At 74.2% G+C, this 16626-nt stretch carries 17 protein-coding genes; 12 read left to right on the top strand and 5 right to left on the bottom strand.

From position 1 onward, the window contains the following. Nucleotides 1–17: 17 nt before the first annotated feature. Entirely contained in the window at nucleotides 18–1142 is a 1125-nt protein-coding gene (gene disA, locus HCC30_RS12625) for a DNA integrity scanning diadenylate cyclase DisA (RefSeq protein WP_169442540.1), read from the top strand. A gap of 56 nt (nucleotides 1143–1198) precedes the next feature. Here the strand turns inward: disA and HCC30_RS12620 are convergent, their stop codons facing one another. Beyond that, on the bottom strand, nucleotides 1199–2014 hold the full coding sequence (locus HCC30_RS12620) for a hypothetical protein (RefSeq protein ID WP_169442539.1): 816 nt from the start codon (nucleotides 2012–2014) through the stop codon (nucleotides 1199–1201). Nucleotides 2015–2379: 365 nt separating this feature from the next. Here HCC30_RS12620 and HCC30_RS12615 point away from each other — a divergent pair, with 365 nt between their 5' ends. Next, nucleotides 2380–3366 (top strand): A/G-specific adenine glycosylase, encoded by a 987-nt coding sequence (locus HCC30_RS12615; protein ID WP_169442538.1) that lies wholly within the window; start codon nucleotides 2380–2382, stop codon nucleotides 3364–3366. Nucleotides 3367–3511: 145 nt separating this feature from the next. Here HCC30_RS12615 and HCC30_RS12610 read toward each other — a convergent pair whose 3' ends face one another. Further along, the gene (locus HCC30_RS12610) at nucleotides 3512–4240 is read right to left on the bottom strand and encodes a M23 family metallopeptidase (RefSeq protein WP_169442537.1); all 729 of its coding nucleotides are present in this window, start codon (nucleotides 4238–4240) and stop codon (nucleotides 3512–3514) included. Between the two features lie 481 nt (nucleotides 4241–4721). On the opposite strand from HCC30_RS12610, the gene HCC30_RS12605 reads away from it, so the two are divergent. Continuing rightward, nucleotides 4722–5228 (top strand): DinB family protein, encoded by a 507-nt coding sequence (locus HCC30_RS12605; protein WP_169442536.1) that lies wholly within the window; start codon nucleotides 4722–4724, stop codon nucleotides 5226–5228. 166 nt (nucleotides 5229–5394) lie between these two features. Here HCC30_RS12605 and HCC30_RS12600 read toward each other — a convergent pair whose 3' ends face one another. Then, a complete protein-coding gene (locus tag HCC30_RS12600; protein WP_169442535.1) occupies nucleotides 5395–6093 on the bottom strand; it encodes a copper homeostasis protein CutC in 699 nt (232 codons plus the stop codon). Between the two features lie 253 nt (nucleotides 6094–6346). Between HCC30_RS12600 and HCC30_RS12595 the strand changes: the two genes are divergently transcribed. The 5 genes from HCC30_RS12595 (at nucleotide 6347) to HCC30_RS12575 (ending at nucleotide 10753) form a co-directional block, all read left to right on the top strand. Continuing rightward, nucleotides 6347–7000, top strand: a complete 654-nt coding sequence (locus tag HCC30_RS12595) for a hypothetical protein (RefSeq protein ID WP_169442594.1) — start codon at nucleotides 6347–6349, stop codon at nucleotides 6998–7000. 313 nt (nucleotides 7001–7313) lie between these two features. Beyond that, on the top strand, nucleotides 7314–7952 hold the full coding sequence (locus HCC30_RS12590) for an RNA polymerase sigma factor (protein WP_346776604.1): 639 nt from the start codon (nucleotides 7314–7316) through the stop codon (nucleotides 7950–7952). Beyond that, complete coding sequence (locus HCC30_RS12585; protein ID WP_169442534.1) at nucleotides 7945–8670, top strand: hypothetical protein; 726 nt, start codon at nucleotides 7945–7947, stop codon at nucleotides 8668–8670. Before HCC30_RS12590 ends, HCC30_RS12585 begins: the two co-directional genes overlap by 8 nt. 93 nt (nucleotides 8671–8763) lie before the next feature. Next, on the top strand, nucleotides 8764–9339 hold the full coding sequence (locus HCC30_RS12580) for a TIGR03086 family metal-binding protein (protein ID WP_240979517.1): 576 nt from the start codon (nucleotides 8764–8766) through the stop codon (nucleotides 9337–9339). Between the two features lie 202 nt (nucleotides 9340–9541). Then, the gene (locus HCC30_RS12575) at nucleotides 9542–10753 is read left to right on the top strand and encodes a Cmx/CmrA family chloramphenicol efflux MFS transporter (RefSeq protein WP_169442591.1); all 1212 of its coding nucleotides are present in this window, start codon (nucleotides 9542–9544) and stop codon (nucleotides 10751–10753) included. Nucleotides 10754–10796: 43 nt separating this feature from the next. Here HCC30_RS12575 and HCC30_RS12570 read toward each other — a convergent pair whose 3' ends face one another. Both HCC30_RS12570 and HCC30_RS12565 read right to left on the bottom strand, forming a co-directional pair. Further along, nucleotides 10797–11081 carry a DUF4031 domain-containing protein gene (locus HCC30_RS12570; protein ID WP_169442533.1) on the bottom strand — a complete coding sequence of 95 codons (285 nt, stop codon included), beginning with the start codon at nucleotides 11079–11081 and terminating at the stop codon, nucleotides 10797–10799. After that, entirely contained in the window at nucleotides 11078–11443 is a 366-nt protein-coding gene (locus tag HCC30_RS12565) for a hypothetical protein (RefSeq protein WP_169442532.1), read from the bottom strand. Before HCC30_RS12565 ends, HCC30_RS12570 begins: the two co-directional genes overlap by 4 nt. A gap of 111 nt (nucleotides 11444–11554) precedes the next feature. On the opposite strand from HCC30_RS12565, the gene HCC30_RS12560 reads away from it, so the two are divergent. The 4 genes from HCC30_RS12560 to HCC30_RS12545 all read left to right on the top strand — a co-directional run bounded on the left by HCC30_RS12560 (nucleotide 11555) and on the right by HCC30_RS12545 (nucleotide 16606). Next, a complete protein-coding gene (locus HCC30_RS12560; RefSeq protein ID WP_169442531.1) occupies nucleotides 11555–12475 on the top strand; it encodes a MurR/RpiR family transcriptional regulator in 921 nt (306 codons plus the stop codon). A 33-nt stretch (nucleotides 12476–12508) separates the two neighbouring features. Continuing rightward, nucleotides 12509–13507, top strand: a complete 999-nt coding sequence (murQ, locus tag HCC30_RS12555) for an N-acetylmuramic acid 6-phosphate etherase (RefSeq protein ID WP_169442530.1) — start codon at nucleotides 12509–12511, stop codon at nucleotides 13505–13507. Nucleotides 13508–13575: 68 nt separating this feature from the next. Beyond that, nucleotides 13576–15183 carry a PTS transporter subunit EIIC gene (locus HCC30_RS12550; protein ID WP_169442529.1) on the top strand — a complete coding sequence of 536 codons (1608 nt, stop codon included), beginning with the start codon at nucleotides 13576–13578 and terminating at the stop codon, nucleotides 15181–15183. A 184-nt stretch (nucleotides 15184–15367) separates the two neighbouring features. Continuing rightward, nucleotides 15368–16606 carry a low temperature requirement protein A gene (locus HCC30_RS12545; RefSeq protein WP_346776603.1) on the top strand — a complete coding sequence of 413 codons (1239 nt, stop codon included), beginning with the start codon at nucleotides 15368–15370 and terminating at the stop codon, nucleotides 16604–16606. Nucleotides 16607–16626: the final 20 nt, after the last annotated feature.

Genomic DNA, 16626 nt, shown 5'->3' with positions numbered 1-16626 from the left:
ACGACCGAAGGAGTGCAGTGGCAGCCAACGACCGGGCACCAGCCCCCGGCAGGGCCGGCGGAAGCTCCGGCACCGAGGGTCTGATGCGTGCCTCGCTGAGCGCGGTCGCGCCTGGCACCGCTCTGCGGGACGGCCTGGAGCGCGTACTGCGCGGGAACACGGGCGGCCTCATAGTCCTCGGCATGGACAAGAACGTCGAGCCCCTGTGCACCGGCGGTTTCATCCTCGACGTCGACTTCTCCGCGACGCGGCTGCGCGAGCTGTGCAAGCTCGACGGCGCGCTCATCCTCGACCGGGACATCACCAAGATCGTGCGCGCGGGCGTCCAGCTCGTGCCGGACGCCTCCATCCCGACGGAGGAGACCGGCACCCGGCACCGCACCGCGCAGCGCGTCTCGCTCCAGACGGGCTTCCCCGTGGTCTCGGTCAGCCAGTCGATGCGGCTGATCGCGCTGTACGTCGACGGTCAGCGCCGGGTCCTGGAGGACTCGGCCGCGATCCTGTCCCGCGCGAACCAGGCGCTGGCCACCCTGGAGCGGTACAAGCTGCGGCTCGACGAGGTCGCCGGCACCCTCTCGGCCCTGGAGATCGAGGACTTGGTGACGGTCCGGGACGTCACAGCCGTCTCGCAGCGGCTGGAGATGGTCCGCCGCATCGCCACGGAGATCGCCGAGTACGTCGTCGAGCTCGGCACCGACGGCCGGCTCCTCTCCCTCCAGCTGGACGAGCTGATCGCCGGTGTGGAGCCAGAACGCGAGCTCGTCGCCCGGGACTACGTGCCGCCGCCGAGCGCCCGGCGCAGCCGCACGGTCGCCGAAGCGCTCAGCGAGCTGAACCAGCTCAGCCACTCCGAGCTGCTCGAACTCTCCACCGTCGCCCGCGCGTTGGGCTACAGCGGCTCCCCCGAGACGCTGGATTCCGCGGTCTCCCCGCGCGGGTACCGCCTGCTGGCGAAGGTGCCGCGGCTCCCGGGCACCGTCATCGAGCGGCTGGTGGAGCACTTCGGCGGGCTCCAGAAGCTGCTCGCCGCGAGCGTGGACGATCTCCAGACCGTCGACGGCGTCGGCGAGACCCGGGCCCGCTCGGTCCGCGAGGGTCTCTCCCGCCTGGCCGAGTCGAGCATCCTCGAACGCTACGTCTGACGCCTACGACAGCGGGGCCGGTCCGATCGGGCCGGCCCCGCTGTCGTGTGTGTCCGTCAGGATTCGAGCGCGAAGGTGGTCTTCGCCTTCGCCAGCCCGGACGGCGCGACGGTGATCTCGTACTCGCCCGGCGCGGCCGAAGTGGCGGGCGGCGTGCCGCAGTCGGGGGCGCTGGGCCTGCGGAGCCAGGTGAACTCGCTGCTCGCCTCGCCGCCGCCCGGCACCCGCAGGTACGCGGGGGACGTGTCGCGGCGGCAGTCGGAGGAGGTCCACACCTTCTCGTCGTCGGCGTCGGTGACCGTGACGACGGTCGACCCGCGGCCGAGGTCCACGCGGCAGGCGTCGCCGCCCGCGTTCTTTGCCGTGAGCTCGAACTCCGGCTTCTCGCCGGGGCCGTAGGACTTCTCCAGGCTGCGCAGCTTCACCGTCACGTCCGGGCCCTGGCAGGCCGGGAGCTGCGCCGGTGCGCCGCCCGTGCCACCGCCGGTGGCACCCGAGCCCGTGGACCCGGCGCCCGAGGAGCCCGGCGCGATCTCCCAGGCGGAGCCGTCCGCTCCGGAACCCTGGTCGCCGCCCGTACCGGAGCCGGCGCCCGAGCCCGTCGAACCCGCGTCGCCCGCGCCCGCGTCGGCCTCCTCGCGGCCGCCGGGCCGCTCGGTGACGACGGGGCCGGAATGCGTCGGTCCTGGTGTGATGGTGGCGGCCGGTCCGCCTCCGCCGCCCTTGCCCTGCGTCTCGGTGCCGCCGCCGAACAGCCCGGAGACCCAGACCGCGAGCAGGACCACGAGAGCGAGGACGGCACACGCAACTGCCCTTCGCCGCCAGTAGATCGACGAGGGAAGAGGTCCGATCGGGTTGCGCAGAGATCCCACGTGGAAACCTTACGAGACATCACCGGCCGCGCAGACCGTACCGTCCACAGGACGCGGCAACTTTTGTGATGAACGCACCCACACCTCCGCGCGGCCCCGCGTCACACCCCGTCCCGCTCTCACCGGGTGACGCCGCGACGCCCGAGGGTGACGACCCCTCACCTCGGCGCACGCCCCCGCACGCACCCGTCGCACACCCCAACTCCCGTACAGGTACGGCCCGTTCGGCATGCTCCCGCACGGGCGGTGGCTCCCTGCGCGGGGGCGCCCGGCGGTGGCCGCGCGCCGCCCGGTCCGGTGCCGCCCCGCCCCCACCGCGTGGACGTTTCCGGCTTGCTCGCGTCCATGCCAGGATCGGTGGTGCCATGACTGCGACCACCGAGACCACCTCGCCCGAAGCCTCCACGTCCCCCGAAGCCCCCCACGCGTCCCCGGCCGCCGAGGGCGCGGACGTGTCCGCCGCGACCACCCTCTCGGCGGCCCGCGCGCTGCACGCCCCCGTCGTCGACTGGTTCGGCAACCACGCCCGTGACCTGCCCTGGCGCCGCCCCGAGGCAGGAGCCTGGGGCGTGATGGTCAGCGAGTTCATGCTGCAGCAGACCCCCGTGAAGCGAGTGCTGCCCGTGTACGAGGAGTGGATGGAGCGCTGGCCGCGCCCCGCCGACCTCGCGGCCGAGCCCTCGGGCGAGGCGGTACGCGCCTGGGGCAGGCTCGGCTACCCGCGCCGCGCGCTGCGGCTGCACGGCGCCGCCTCGGCCATAGCGGAGCGGCACGGCGGGGACGTCCCCCGCGAGCACGCGCAGCTGCTGGCCCTGCCCGGCGTCGGCGAGTACACGGCCGCCGCCGTCGCCTCCTTCGCGTACGGCCAGCGGCACCCGGTGCTCGACACCAATGTGCGCCGGGTCTTCGCCCGCGCGGTGAGCGGGCGGCAGTACCCGCCGAACGCGACCACCGCCGCCGAGCGGAAGCTCGCCCGCGCGCTGCTGCCCGAGGAGGAGGAGACGGCCGCGCGCTGGGCCGCCGCCACCATGGAACTGGGCGCGCTGGTGTGCACGGCGCGCAGCCCCGAGTGCGGCCGGTGCCCGGTCGCGCAGCACTGCGCCTGGCAGCTCGCGGGCGCCCCGGCGCACGAGGGCCCGGCCCGCCGGACCCAGACGTACGCGGGTACCGACCGGCAGGTGCGCGGCAAGCTGCTCGCGGTGCTGCGGGAGGCGGTACGTCCGGTTCCGCAGGCGGTGCTCGACCGGGTGTGGCACGACCCGGTGCAGCGGGCCCGCGCGCTGGACGGGCTGGTCTCGGACGGCCTCGTCGAGCCGCTGGCCGACGGCCTGTACCGGCTGCCGCGCACCTGAGAGCAGCCCCCGGAAACACGGATCGGCCCCCGTCCGCCCGGCATGTGCCGGGCCGACGGGGGCCGTTTTCCGGAGGGTGACCCACGCCTCGCGCGTGGTGATCAGCCACTCGTCTGCCGTGGGTCTCCCTGAGCAGCGGCGACGATCAGAGCTTCACGCCGTGCTTGCTCAGGATGGAGACCGGCTCGATGGCCGAGCCGTAGTCAGGGGTGGTGCGGATCTCGAAGTGCAGGTGCGGGCCGGAGCTGTTGCCGGTGTTGCCGGACTTGCCGATGATCTCGTCGCTCTTCACCTTCTCGCCCACGTTCACGTTGACCTGCGACATGTGGGCGTACTGGGTGTAGCGGCCGTTGTCGTGCTTGATCACCACGGCGTTGCCGTACGCGGGGCCGTCACCGGCGCCGTTGCCGCCGGCCTTGACGACGGTGCCCTTGTTGGCGGCGTGCACCGCGGTGCCGACCGGGACGCCGAAGTCCTGGCCGGAGTGGCCGTGCGACCAGCGGTCGCCGCTGTTACCGAAGTCCGCGGTCAGCTGGTAGTCCGCGTTGATCGGGCTGGTCCAGCCCTTGGCCTTGCGGATGGCGTCACGGTCGGCCTTGCGCTTCTCGTGCGCCCGCTCGTGGGCTGCCTTCTTCGCCTGCGCGTCCTTGCTCTGGTGATCGGCCTGGGCGCGGGTGGAATGGGCCAGCTCGGAGGCCGTCGCCGAGGCGAAGGCGTCGCTGTGGGAACCCGACTCGGCGGCCATCGCCACGCCCGTGCCCAGCAGCGCCGAGGCACCGAAGCCGGCGGCGACTATGGCCACCTTGCCGCGGGTGCTCTTGTTGCGGAAAGCGCTGACGGGCTCGGAAATGCGCGTCGTGATGGTCTTCGACATGCGGGTAGTACCTCCGGAAAGTGGGGGGAAGCTCCGGCCATGTCCGCCGAAGCCACAACATTGGTAACCCGCCACTTCCCGGCGCATCAATGATGGTTATTACTAGTTGCTCCCGTAGTGAGCAGATATGCACAACACTCCGTCGTGAACCGTATGTCCGATTTGCGACGTGGGGTGCCGGGCCAAATGGCCGTGTACGCAGGGCCGTCCACGGGAGGGCCGGCTCGGCGGGCGGCGGCGGAGGTCGACGGAGAGCCACGTTCCGGACCGTCCTACGCGCCTTCGTAGGGGGCTTTCGGCCTGTGCGTCACTTCACGCCCGGGGCCCATTTCCGGCCGCCGAATTCCCTTTCCAGGGGCCCTTTTTGTGGCCCCGCTCACCATGGCCCGGGTCACAGAATTCCGCGCGCATTCCTCGCGGGGGCGCCAATTCGTGGCCCGGGTCACCCGGGACTGTCGGACCCCGGTGCCAGGATGCCGTCATGAGCGCCATCGAACGGACCACCCCGCCCCTGGACGCCGACGAGCGGACCACCCTGGAGAGCTGGCTCGACTTCTACCGCGGCACCCTCGCCGGGAAGTGCGAAGGGCTGACGGAGGCGCAGCTGCGCCTCGCCGCCGCCCCGCCCTCGCCCGTCACGCTGCTGGGCCTCGTACGGCACATGGCCGAGGTCGAGCGGAACTGGTTCCGGCGCGTGCTGGCCGGGGAGGACGCGCCGCCGCGGTACGGCCGGGCCGAGCCCGGGGCGCACGACGGCGGCTTCGAGCTGGACGGCTCCTCGTACGCGGAGGCGCTGCGCGCCTGGCGGGAGGAGACGGCGCGGGCCCGCGAGAACTGCGCCGCGCGGGCGCTGGAGGAGACCGCTCCGTTCATGGGCGGGCAGGTCTCGCTGCGGTGGATCTACACGCACATGATCGGCGAGTACGCCCGCCACTGCGGCCACGCGGACCTGATCCGCGAACGCGTGGACGGGGCGACGGGGGTCTGAACGGGGCGCCCGTTCCAGGGGCGCGGGGAACTGCGCGCCTGAAGGGGCGCGGGGAACTGCGCGAACGGCCACGACGGGGCGGTCGCCGGCGACGGGCGGGCGGGGGCAGCCCCGCGTCCCGCGCCGGGCCGGCACCGCGCCGGTGACGTGATGCGCACCCCGCGCGCTACCCGCCCAGCAGCTCGCGCCAGGCGGCGACGCGGGCCGCGTCGACCGGTGCGTCCCAGCCCGCGCGGGCCGCGCCGCCGATGTGGAAGGCGTCGATGCCGGCGGCGCGCAGCCCGGGCACGTGGTCCAGGCGGAGGCCGCCGCCGACCATGATGCGGATCCCGTAGCCGGGCTCGCCCGCGGCGGTGCGCGCGGCCTCGGCGTGCAGCGTGGCCAGCCCCTCGTCGACGCCGTCCGCCGCGCCGGCCGTGAGGCAGGTGTCGAGGCCGGGCGTTCCGGCGAGGGACGTGCGGAGCGCGTCGCGGTCGGCGCCGCGGTCGATGGCGCGGTGGAACGTCCAGCGGCAGCCGTCGACGGCCTCGGCGAGGGCGGTCACGGCGGGCAGGTCGGGCGCGCCCGCCTCGTCGAGGAAGCCGAACACGAACTCGTCGGCCCCGTCGGCGCGCAGCAGCGCGGCCCGCTCGCACAGCGCGTCGAGTGCGGCGGTGCCGCCGGAGGCGAAGCCATCGGCCGACCTGAGCATGACGCGGACGGAGATGCCGACGGCCGCGCGGACGGCTGCGAAGGTCTCCCGGGAGGGGGTGAGGCCGTCGGCGGCCATGTCGGTGACCAGTTCGAGGCGGTCCGCCCCTCCGGCCTCGGCCGCGCGCGCGTCGGCCGCGTCGAGCGCGATCACCTCGAGAATTGGTCTAGACATGTACGACAGCCTGCCACAGTCGCGGGAAGCCTGGAAGACGGCGATCAGCGCGCCCCACAATTGACGTATGGCTACGACCGGGCCGGAGCACGAACCGCCCCAGACCACACCGACCGACGTCCCCGACGACTCGTTGTTCACCGCACCCCACATCACCCGGCACGAGGACGAGCACCACGGCACGCACCACACCGGCGCCGGGGACGCGCCGGACGGGGCCGAGGACGAGGCGGAGGCCGCCGCGCTGCGCGCGATGCTGCTCTCCCGCTGGAACGCCCTGCTCGTCAGCGCCAGGGACGGCGCCGAGGAGCCGGACCCCGCGCCCTTCGGCGAGCGGCTGCTCGACCGCTGGACCGAGCCGCAGCGCCGCTACCACGGCCCGCACCACCTGCTCGCGGTGCTGAACCGGGTCGACGAGCTGGCGCCGCACTGCCCCTCGCCCGCCGCCGACCCGCGGCTCGACCTCGACGCCGTGCTGCTGGCCGCCTGGTTCCACGACGCCGTCTACCGGCCCGACCGGAGCGAGAACGAGGAGCGCAGCGCACACCTCGCCGAGCGCGCCCTCCCGGAGGCCGGGGTCTCGCGCGGGCGCACGGCCGAGGTCGCGCGCCTGGTCCGGCTCACCGTGAGCCACGACCCCGTCGCGGGCGACACCAGCGGCGAGGTGCTGTGCGACGCCGACCTCGGCGTCCTCGCCGGCTCGCCCGAGGCGTACGCGCACTACGCGGCGCAGATCCGCCAGGAGTACGGCTTCGTCCCGCACGACGCGTTCCGCGAGGGGCGCGCGGCGGTGCTGCGTCAACTGCTGGGCCTGCCGCGGCTGTTCCGTACGGCGTACGCGTACGAGCACTGGGAGCGGGTCGCGCGCCGGAACCTCACCACCGAGCTGGAGCTCCTCACCGCCTGAGACGGGAACGCCCCGGCGGCGACGGGCCGTTGGGCGGGCCGCGTACCCGGGCGGGTGGCGCGCGGGGGCGGTGCGGATGGGCCGGTGCGCGCCGGGGAAGGAGTGTCGGTGGCCTGGCCTATGCTCTGCGGCTGACGCCGGTGCGCGGCCGGGCCACGGGTGAACTCCCGGCCGCCGTACGGGCGAAGGCTCTCGCGCGCGCCCGCGGGACCGAGGCCGGGCGGCCGTCCGGCCGGGCGGCGCCGCGCACCGGAGGGCCGGGGAACACCGAGCCAGCGACACTGGGCCACACACACCGGGGGACGGCACAGACGTGGTCACCACTCCAGCAAGCGGTCCGGACGACGACGGCGGGAGGCCCGCGGAATCCGCGGCGCCGCCGGACGCGGCCGGCCTGTCCGAGGCTTTCGACGCGGTCTTCTGCGAACTGCTGCAACGGCTCTACAAGAGAGCGGCGATGCTCGTCGGTTCGCGGCTGAGCGCGGAGGACGCGGTGCACGAGGTCTACCTCAAGCTCGCCGCCAGACCGCAGAACCTGCTGCGGCACCCCGAGCCGTACGCGTACGCTTTCGCCGCCCTGATGAGCGTGGTCAAGGACACCTGGCGGCGGGAGCGGCGGCAGGTGCTGATGGCGGAGGTCGAGCCTTCGGCCGGGGGCGGCTCCTTCGCCTGGGACGGAGGCGTCGAGCGGCGGGCCTCGGAGCTGGAAGTGGTGCGACTGCTCGGGCAATTGTCGGTGAAGCAGGCCGGCGCGGTCGTACTCGTCGACCTCGACGGGTACACCATCGACCAGGCCGCCGAGATCCTGAAGGTGCACCGCGGCACGGTCGCGCGCTCGCGCTCGCGGGCCCTGCGGAAACTGCGCGGCTCGCTGGGTCCCCCGGGCTCCCCGGCGGGCACGGCAGCGGGCGCCACGGGAACCACCGTCGTACGGGAGAACCACGATGCGTAGATCAGTACGGCGGGAGACCGAGACCGCCCTCCGGGAGAGACTGCACGCGGCGGACGCGCGGATGGAGGTCCCCGAGGGCCTGTGGGAGCGGATACGCGACGGCGGCGAGCGGGACGGCGCAACTCCGCGGGCCGCCGGCCCCACCGACCCCGCGGCGCCTGGCGATCTCGGCGAACTGGCCCGGCCGCCCCGGCAGCGGCGCGGCCCCGCGCGTGCGGTTCCGGCCGTGGCGCCGGTGCGGCCGCGGGGGACGCGGCCCGGGCCGCTGGTGGTGACGGTCGTCGCCGCCTGTGCCGTGGTGCTGGTGGTCACCGGTGTGTGGTGGCTGCTGCCGCTGGGCGGCGGCTCGCCCAGCCCGCCCGCGAGCGGGCACACCACACCCGCGCCCTCGCCCTCCGCCGGTGTGCAACTGACCGTGCACAACGCCGAGTCGGCCTGCCGTGAGCTGCGCACCCTGGAGTGCTCGCTGCGGCTGGCGGAGAACCCGCGCGAGAAGTACGCGGCACACGGCAACCGGGCCGGACGCGTCTGGCACGGCGACCGGATCGAGGCCCGCTGCGTGATCACGGACGGCCGGCTGGTGCGCGACGAGAGCGGCATCTCCTCCACCCGCTGGTACCTGACCCGCACCCGGGACGGCGCCGACGGCTGGCTGCCCGGCGTCCGCACCCGCAACTCGGCCGAGGTGCGGACCTGTTCGCCGGACGAGGTGCCGTAGCGGGGTGCGGGCGGGCCGCCCGTCGGCCGATCGGGGCACCGGAGGCTGCGGCGCGGCGCCCGGTGCCGGGGAAGCGACGCGAGAGTGGGGAGCATGAGCCGCATGCAGCTGATGGACGCCTTCGACACGGCATTCGACGAGTGGGACCGCCTCGTGCACCAGGTGGAGGAGCGGCACTGGGCGGCGCCCACCCCCTGCGCCGACTGGGACGTGCGGGAACTCCTCAACCACCTCATCAGCGAACACCTATGGGCCCCGCACCTGCTCGGCGGCGCCACCCTGACCGAGGTCGGCGACCGCTTCGACGGCGACCTCACCGGCACCGACCCCGTCGCCGCCTGGACGGAGGCCGCCGCCGGTTCCCGCTCCGCCTTCCACGCGCCCCGCGCGCTGGACGGGACGGTGTACGTCTCCAGCGGCCAGATCCCGGCGGCGCTCTACTGCTGGCAGATGACCACCGACCTGGCGGTGCACGGCTGGGACCTCGCGCACGGCCTCGGCATCACCGGGCACGTCATCGACGACGCGCTGGCCACGGCGCTGTACGAGCGGGCCGTGCCGCAGATCGAGGAGTGGCAGGACCTCGGGATCTTCGACCCGCCGGTCACCGTCCCCGAGGACGCCTCGCCCCAGGACCACCTCGTCGCCCTGCTGGGCCGCACGCCGTGACACCCGCCGGGTACGAACGCGGGGTGACGGCTTCGCGAACCCGGTAACGGCTCGGCGAACACCGGCGCGGACAGGAATGGCCGCGCCGGTGCGGCGGTTGGTGGCTGGTATGCCCGCTGAACCGACCCCGCCCGAGAGTCCCCGCACGCCCGCGTCCGCCGCCGTCGCGGACGCCGCAACGAACCGCAAGCCCGCGCACCGGATGCCGCTGGCCGTCTACATCCTCGGCCTGTCCGTCTTCGCGCTCGGTACCTCCGAGTTCATGCTGTCCGGCATCCTCCAGCCGCTCGCCCGCGACATGGACGTCACCATTCCGCAGGCCGGGCTGCTGATATCCGCCTTCGCCGTCGGCATGGTCGTCGGCGCCCCCGTGCTCGCCGCCGCGACCCTGCGGCTCCCCCGCCGTACGACGCTGATCGCGCTGCTCGCGGTGTTCGGGCTCGGCCAGGTCGCCGGTGCCGTGGCGCCGACGTACGCGGTGCTCTTCGTCTCCCGCGTCGTCAGCGCGCTCGCCTGCGCCGGGTTCTGGGCGGTGGGCGCGGCCGTCGCCGTGTCGCTGGTGGCGTCGAACCAGCGGGCGCGGGCCATGGCCGTCATGGTCGGCGGCCTGAGCATCGCCAACATCGCGGGGGTTCCCGCGGGCGCGTTCCTGGGGCAGCACGCGGGATGGCGTGCCGCGTTCTGGGCGGTGGCGGCGCTGTCCGCGGTGGCGCTGGTCGGCGTGGTCGCGCTGGTCCCGCGTACCGCGGTGCCGACCGGGGACGACCGGCCGCAGCTGCGCAAGGAGCTGCGGATCTACAAGGACAAGCAGGTGTGGCTGGCGCTGGTCACCATCGCGCTGAACGCGGGCGCCGTCTTCGCGCTCTTCTCGTACCTCTCGCCGCTGCTCACCGACGTCGCCGGGCTCGACGAGAGCTGGGTGCCGACCGTGCTGGGGCTCTTCGGGCTCGGCGGGCTGATCGGCACCACGATCGGCGGCCGCATCGCCGACGCGCACCTGTTCGGCACGATGTACGGCGGCATCGCCGCCTCGACGGTGGTGCTCGCGCTGCTGGCGCTGCTCGCCGAGTCGCCGGTCGCGGCGGTCGCGCTCTCGCTGATGCTGGGCGTCTCCGCGTTCACCACGGCTCCGGCGCTGAACGCGCGGATGTTCAACGTGGCGGGCGCGGCGCCGACGCTGGCGGGCGCGACGACGACCGCCTCGTTCAACATCGGCAACACCGTCGGCCCCTGGCTCGGCGGCCTCGCGATCAGCGCCCACTGGGGCTACCAGAGCGTGGCCTGGACGGGCGCGGTGCTGGCGGCGCTGGGCGTCGCGGCGACGGCCGTCGCCTCCGTGGTGCAGCGGCGCTCGGCCGCGTCCCGGGTGGTCGCCACGTCCTCGCCGAGCAAGGCGGACCAGCCCGTCGGCTGATCCCGCACCCGTCTTCCAGAACCGGCCCCGTGCCCGTCGGCGCTCAGTGCTCCGACGGGCGCGGGGCCGGACGGCGTTTGGGGCGGCGGAGGCCGGCCGCGGTGAGGCGGCGGACCAGTTCCTTGCTGCCGACCTCGCGGGCGCCGGCCCGGACCGCGTCCGCGTACCGGGTGCTGGGCACGTCGTAGTGGTCGCCGTCGAAGGCGCGCGGCGGGCAGCCGATCGCCGCGGCGAAGGCGTGCAGTTCGGCGTACGAGACGTCGCTGACGAGGTGGGACCACAGGCGGCCGTGGCCCTCCCAGAGCGGGCGGTCGATGTAGACCGTCACGGCAGGCGGCCGAGGGCGCCCACCGGTGCCACCGAGGTCGTCGTCTTCGCGCACACCCAGTGCGGGTCCTGGCCGAGTTCGGGTTCGATGTCGAGCGCGTGCGGCTCGGAGCCGACGCAGACGGGGCACAGCGGCCACCGGCCGTAGCGCTCCAGCAGTCCGTCCTGGACGTCCTGGGCGATCAGACCGTCGAGGAAGGCGACGCCTTCCGGCCACTGCTCGACCCACCAGCGGCGGTGCGAGACGGACTCCTCGACGAGCGAGACGACGTCCGCGTGCGCTACTTCGTTCGACTCCAGGTCGGCGAGGACGCGTGCGCGCCCGGCGTGGAGTGCCTGTTCCAGCTGGTCCATGTCCTCCATTGCACCAGAACTCGGCGTCCGGCGGCGTGCCGTTCGCGGCGTCCCGGGGCCGTGGACTCCCGTGGCCCTCCGGGTATTGACGCCCCAGGTGGCCGAAAATATCTTTCGCTCATGACGAGCGAGCTGAAGGAAACTTTCCCCGGCGCGGCCCCGGGGCCCGCCGCCCTCGCGGCGAAGGTGCGCACCATGGCGCCGTCCATGACGCGTTCCATGCAGCGCGTCGCCGAGACCGTCGCCGGCGACCCGGCCGCCTGCGCCCGGCTCACCGTCACCGGACTCGCGGAGCGCACCGGCACCAGCGAGGCCACCGTCGTCCGCACCTCCCGGCTGCTCGGCTACCCCGGCTACCGGGACCTGCGGCTCGCGCTGGCCGGGCTCGCGGCGCAGCAGGCGTCCGGCGCGGCCCCGTCCGTCACGGCCGACATCGCCGTCGACGACCCGATGGCGGACGTCGTCGCCAAGCTCGCGCACGACGAGCGGCAGACCCTCGCCGACACCGCGGCCGGTCTGGACACCGCGCAGGCCGAGGCGGCCGTCGGCGCCCTCGCCGCGGCCCGCCGGATCGACGTCTACGGCGTCGGCGCCTCCGGCCTCGTCGGCCAGGACCTCGCCCAGAAGCTGCTGCGCATCGGCCTCGTCGCGCACCCGCACGCCGACCCGCACCTGGCCGTGACCAACGCCGTGCAGCTGCGCTCCGGCGACGTCGCCGTGGCGATCACGCACTCGGGCCGCACGGTCGACGTGATCGAACCGCTCCGGGTGGCCTTCGAGCGCGGGGCGACGACGATCGCGATCACCGGCCGTCCGGACGCCGAGGTCTCGCAGTACGCGGACCACGTGCTGGCCACCCAGGCCGCACGCGAGAGCGAGCTGCGCCCCGCGGCCATGTCGAGCCGGACGAGCCAACTGCTCGTGGTCGACTGCCTGTTCATAGGCGTGGCGCAGCGGACGTACGAGACGGCGCAGCCCGCGCTGTCCGCCTCGTACGAGGCGCTCGTGCACCGGCACAGCCCCCGGCCGCGCCACCTCTGACCCGCATCCCCACCCGAAGAGAGCCACAGGACCATGACGACCTCCGAAGCCCCTGCCTCCGGCGACCCCGCCAACGGAACCGGAACCGGAAGCTCCAGCGGCGGCAGCGGTACGTACGGCGAGCTGCGCGCGCAGCTGGAGACGCTGACCACCGAGGCGTTCCGCAGCGAGCTGGCCGAGATCGACCGGCAGCCCACCGTCGAGATCGCCCGCACCATGAACGGCGAGGACGCCACCGTCCCCGCCGCCGTCTCCGCCAGCCTCCCCGAGATCGCCGCGGCCATCGACGCCACCGCGGCGCGGATGGCGCGCGGCGGGCGGCTGATCTACGCGGGCGCGGGCACGGCCGGGCGGATGGGGGTGCTCGACGCGAGCGAGTGCCCGCCGACCTTCAACACCGACCCGTCCGAGGTCGTCGGCCTGATCGCGGGCGGCCCCGAGGCGATGGTCCGCTCCGTCGAGGGCGCGGAGGACAGCGAGGACCTGGCCCGCGCCGACCTGGACGGGCTGGGCCTGACGGCCGAGGACACCGTCGTCGGCATCTCCGCCTCGGGCCGCACCCCGTACGCGGTCGGCGCCGTCGAACACGCGCGCGCCGTGGGCGCGTTGACGGTCGGGCTCTCCTGCAACGCGGGCTCGGCGCTGGCGGCCGCGGCCGAGCACGGCATCGAGGTCGTCGTCGGCCCCGAGCTGCTGACCGGCTCGACGCGGCTGAAGGCGGGCACGGCGCAGAAGCTGGTCCTCAACATGCTCTCGACGATCACCATGATCCGGCTGGGCAAGACCTACGGGAACCTGATGGTCGACGTCCGCGCCTCCAACGAGAAGCTGCGGGCCCGCTCGCGGCGCATCGTCGCGCTCGCGACCGGGGCCGACGACAGCGCCGTCGAGGCCGCGCTCGCCGAGGCGGGCGGCGAGGTGAAGAACGCGATCCTCATCGTCCTCACCGGTGTCGACGGCGCGACCGCCGAGACCCTGCTGGGCGAGGCGCACGGCCACCTCCGCGCCGCCCTCACCGCCGCCACCACCTGACCCGCACCCGACCCCCGTCCCCTCGCCCACCGTCGGCGCACCACTCGAAGAAGAGCGACAGCACCACCATGAGCGACGCAAGAAACCGCCGGATCGCCGAGGCGATCCTCCCCCTCGTCGGGGGCGCCAGGAACGTCACCTCCGTCTCCCACTGCATGACCCGCATGCGGCTCGGCCTGGCCGACCGCTCACTCGTCCGGGACGAGCAGCTCAAGGCCCTGCCGGATGTGCTGGGCGTCGTCGAGGACGAGACGTACCAGATCGTGCTCGGGCCCGGGAAAGTCGCCCGGGTGACACCGGAGTTCGAGGCCCTGGCCGGGGAGGGCCGGGGCCCGGACGAAGCCCCCGACCTGAGCGAAGCGGAAGCGGAAGGGGAACCCGGTGGCCCCGGCGGGCACCCCGGGAGGACCGCCGAGGAGCTGGCCGCCGAGGGGGCCGCGATCCGGGCGGCCCGCAAGGAGAAGAACGCGACGCCGGTGAAGCTGATGCTGCGCCGCGTCGCCAACATCTTCGTGCCGCTGATCCCCGCGCTGATCGGCTGCGGCATCGTCGCCGGCATCAACGGCCTGCTCCAGAACCTCGGCTGGGCCCCCGGGCTCGTCCCGGCGCTGAGCGCCGTCGCGTCCGGCTTCATGTCGCTGATCGCGGTGTTCGTCGGCTACAACACGGCGAAGGAGTTCGGCGGGACGCCGGTGCTCGGCGGGGCCGTCGCGGGCGTCATCGTCTTCCCCGGCGTCGCCGACGTGACCGCCTTCGGGCAGGAACTCGCCCCCGGCCAGGGCGGGGTGCTGGGCGCGCTGCTCGCCGCGCTGCTGGCGGTACGGATCGAGAAGTGGTGCCGCCGCTGGGTGCCGGAGGCCGTCGACGTCCTGGTCACGCCGACGCTCACGGTGCTCGTCGCCGGGCTCGTCACGCTGTACGGGCTGATGTTCGTCTGCGGCGAGATCTCCACCGGCATCGGCCACCTCGCCAACTGGCTGCTCCAGCACGGCGGGACCGCCGCCGGGTTCATCCTCGGCGGGCTGTTCCTGCCGCTGGTCATGCTCGGCCTGCACCAGGCGCTGATCCCCATTCACACCACCCTGATCGAGCAGGACGGCTTCACGGTCCTGCTGCCCGTGCTCGCCATGGCGGGCGCGGGACAGGTCGGCGCGGCCGTCGCCGTCTACTACCGGCTGCGGCGGAACGCCTCCATCCGCAAGACCATCAAGTCCGCGCTCCCGGCCGGGCTGCTGGGCGTCGGCGAACCGCTGATCTACGGCGTCTCGCTGCCGCTCGGCCGGCCGTTCGTCACGGCCTGCGTGGGCGGCGCGGTCGGCGGCGGGGTCGTCGGCTTCTTCCACCAGCTGGGCACCTCCGTCGGGTCGACCGCGATCGGCCCCTCCGGCTGGGCCCTCTTCCCGCTCCTCCAGGGCAGCGGCAGCCTGGGCGCGACCGTCGCCGTCTACGGCCTCGGCCTGCTCGCCGGTTACGCCGTCGGCTTCCTGGCCACGTACTTCTTCGGCTTCAGCAAGCAGATGCTGACCGACCTGAACGTGGACCCGGAGACGGCCGAAGCGGAGGCGGCACCACTGGCCGATCCGGCGGGGGCGCTGGCGGGTACGGGTTCCGGTTCCGGTTCCGGTTCCGGTTCGGGTGACGGCTCCGGTGAGGACCGGGCGCCCTCGCGCGTCTGAGGCGCACCCTCCGGCCAGGGGCCGGGCCCGCCGCCCGCACGGGGTGCGCCGGGCCCGGCCCCTGCCGCGTTTCCGGCCCGGCGCGGTCGCCCGGCGGCCCGCCCGCGCCGGTGTGGCGTCGCGGTACGGGACCGGCCCGAGGGAACAATTCCGGCGTATCGCCCCCCGCCGCAGGAGTTCCCGCGTGCCCGAGCCGCACCCCCGCTCCCGCCTCCGCTCCGCGTTCCGCTTCCGTCCCGTCCGGGCCCGGCCGATGCGGGCCCGCCGCGTCGACGAACCGCACCGCGCCGCCACGCCCCTGGAGCTGCTGTTCGACCTGTGCTTCGTGGTCGCCGTCGCCCAGGCCGGCGCGGGCCTCGAACACGACCTGGCCGCGGGCCACTTCGCGCACGGAGTGCTCAGCTACGTCCCCGCCTTCTTCGCCGTCTGGTGGGCGTGGATGAACTTCACCTGGTTCGCCTCCGCGTACGACACCGACGACGTCCCGTACCGCGTCGCCACGTTCGTGCAGATCAGCGGCTCACTGATCATCGCCGCCGGGCTGCCCACCGCGTTCCGCGAGCACGACTTCCGGATCGTCGTCGTCGGCTACACCGTGCTCCGCGTCGCCCTCGTCGCCCAGTGGCTGCGCGCCGCCCGCGCCCACCCCGAGGGCCGCCGGACGGCGCTGACCTACGCGGCCGGCGTCGGCCTCCTCGCGCTGTGCTGGCTCGCCACGCTCACCCTGCGCGAGGGCGGCGAACTCCCCGTCTTCTACGTCCTCGCCGCCGGCGAACTCCTCGTCCCCGTCATCGCCGAACACCGGCGCCGCACCCCCTGGCACCCGCACCACATCGCCGAGCGCTACGGCCTGTTCACGATCATCGTGCTCGGCGAGAGCGTCGCGGCGGCCACCGTCGCCACCGAGGAGGCCATCTCCTCCGCCGCCGTCCTCCGCGAACTCGCCCCCACCCTCGTCGGCGGCCTGCTGCTCGTCTTCGGCCTGTGGTGGCTGTACTTCGGCGTCCCGGCGGGCAACGCGCTGAACAGCGTGCGCCGCGCCCTCGTCTGGGGCTACGGCCACTACGCGGTACTCGCCTCCGCCGCGGCGCTCGGCGCCGGACTGGCCACCGTCGCCGAACACCTCGCCGCCCGCGCGCTGCACCCCGGCGAGCACCCGCACCTCACCGACACCCAGGCGTTCGCCACGGTCACCGTCCCCACCGCCGTCTTCCTGCTCACCCTGTGGCTCCTCCACCTCCGCCCGCACACCGGCACTCCCCTCCGCGGCGCCGTCTTCCCCCTCTCCGCCCTCCTCGTCCTCGCGACGACCTTCACCCCCGAACCCCTCCTCCTCACCGGCATCCTCACCACCCTCACCGTCATCACCGCCCACCTGCTGCACGGCATCGACACGGAGCGGGGGGAGGACGTACCGGGGTGAAGAGTGGCCGAAAGACACCG

It is taken from the genome of Streptomyces sp. HNM0574, assembly GCF_012726235.1.
GTDB lineage: Bacteria > Actinomycetota > Actinomycetes > Streptomycetales > Streptomycetaceae > Streptomyces.
The sequence above is the reverse complement of the archived record's forward strand: the minus strand, read 5'-3'. Positions and strand labels throughout refer to the sequence as shown.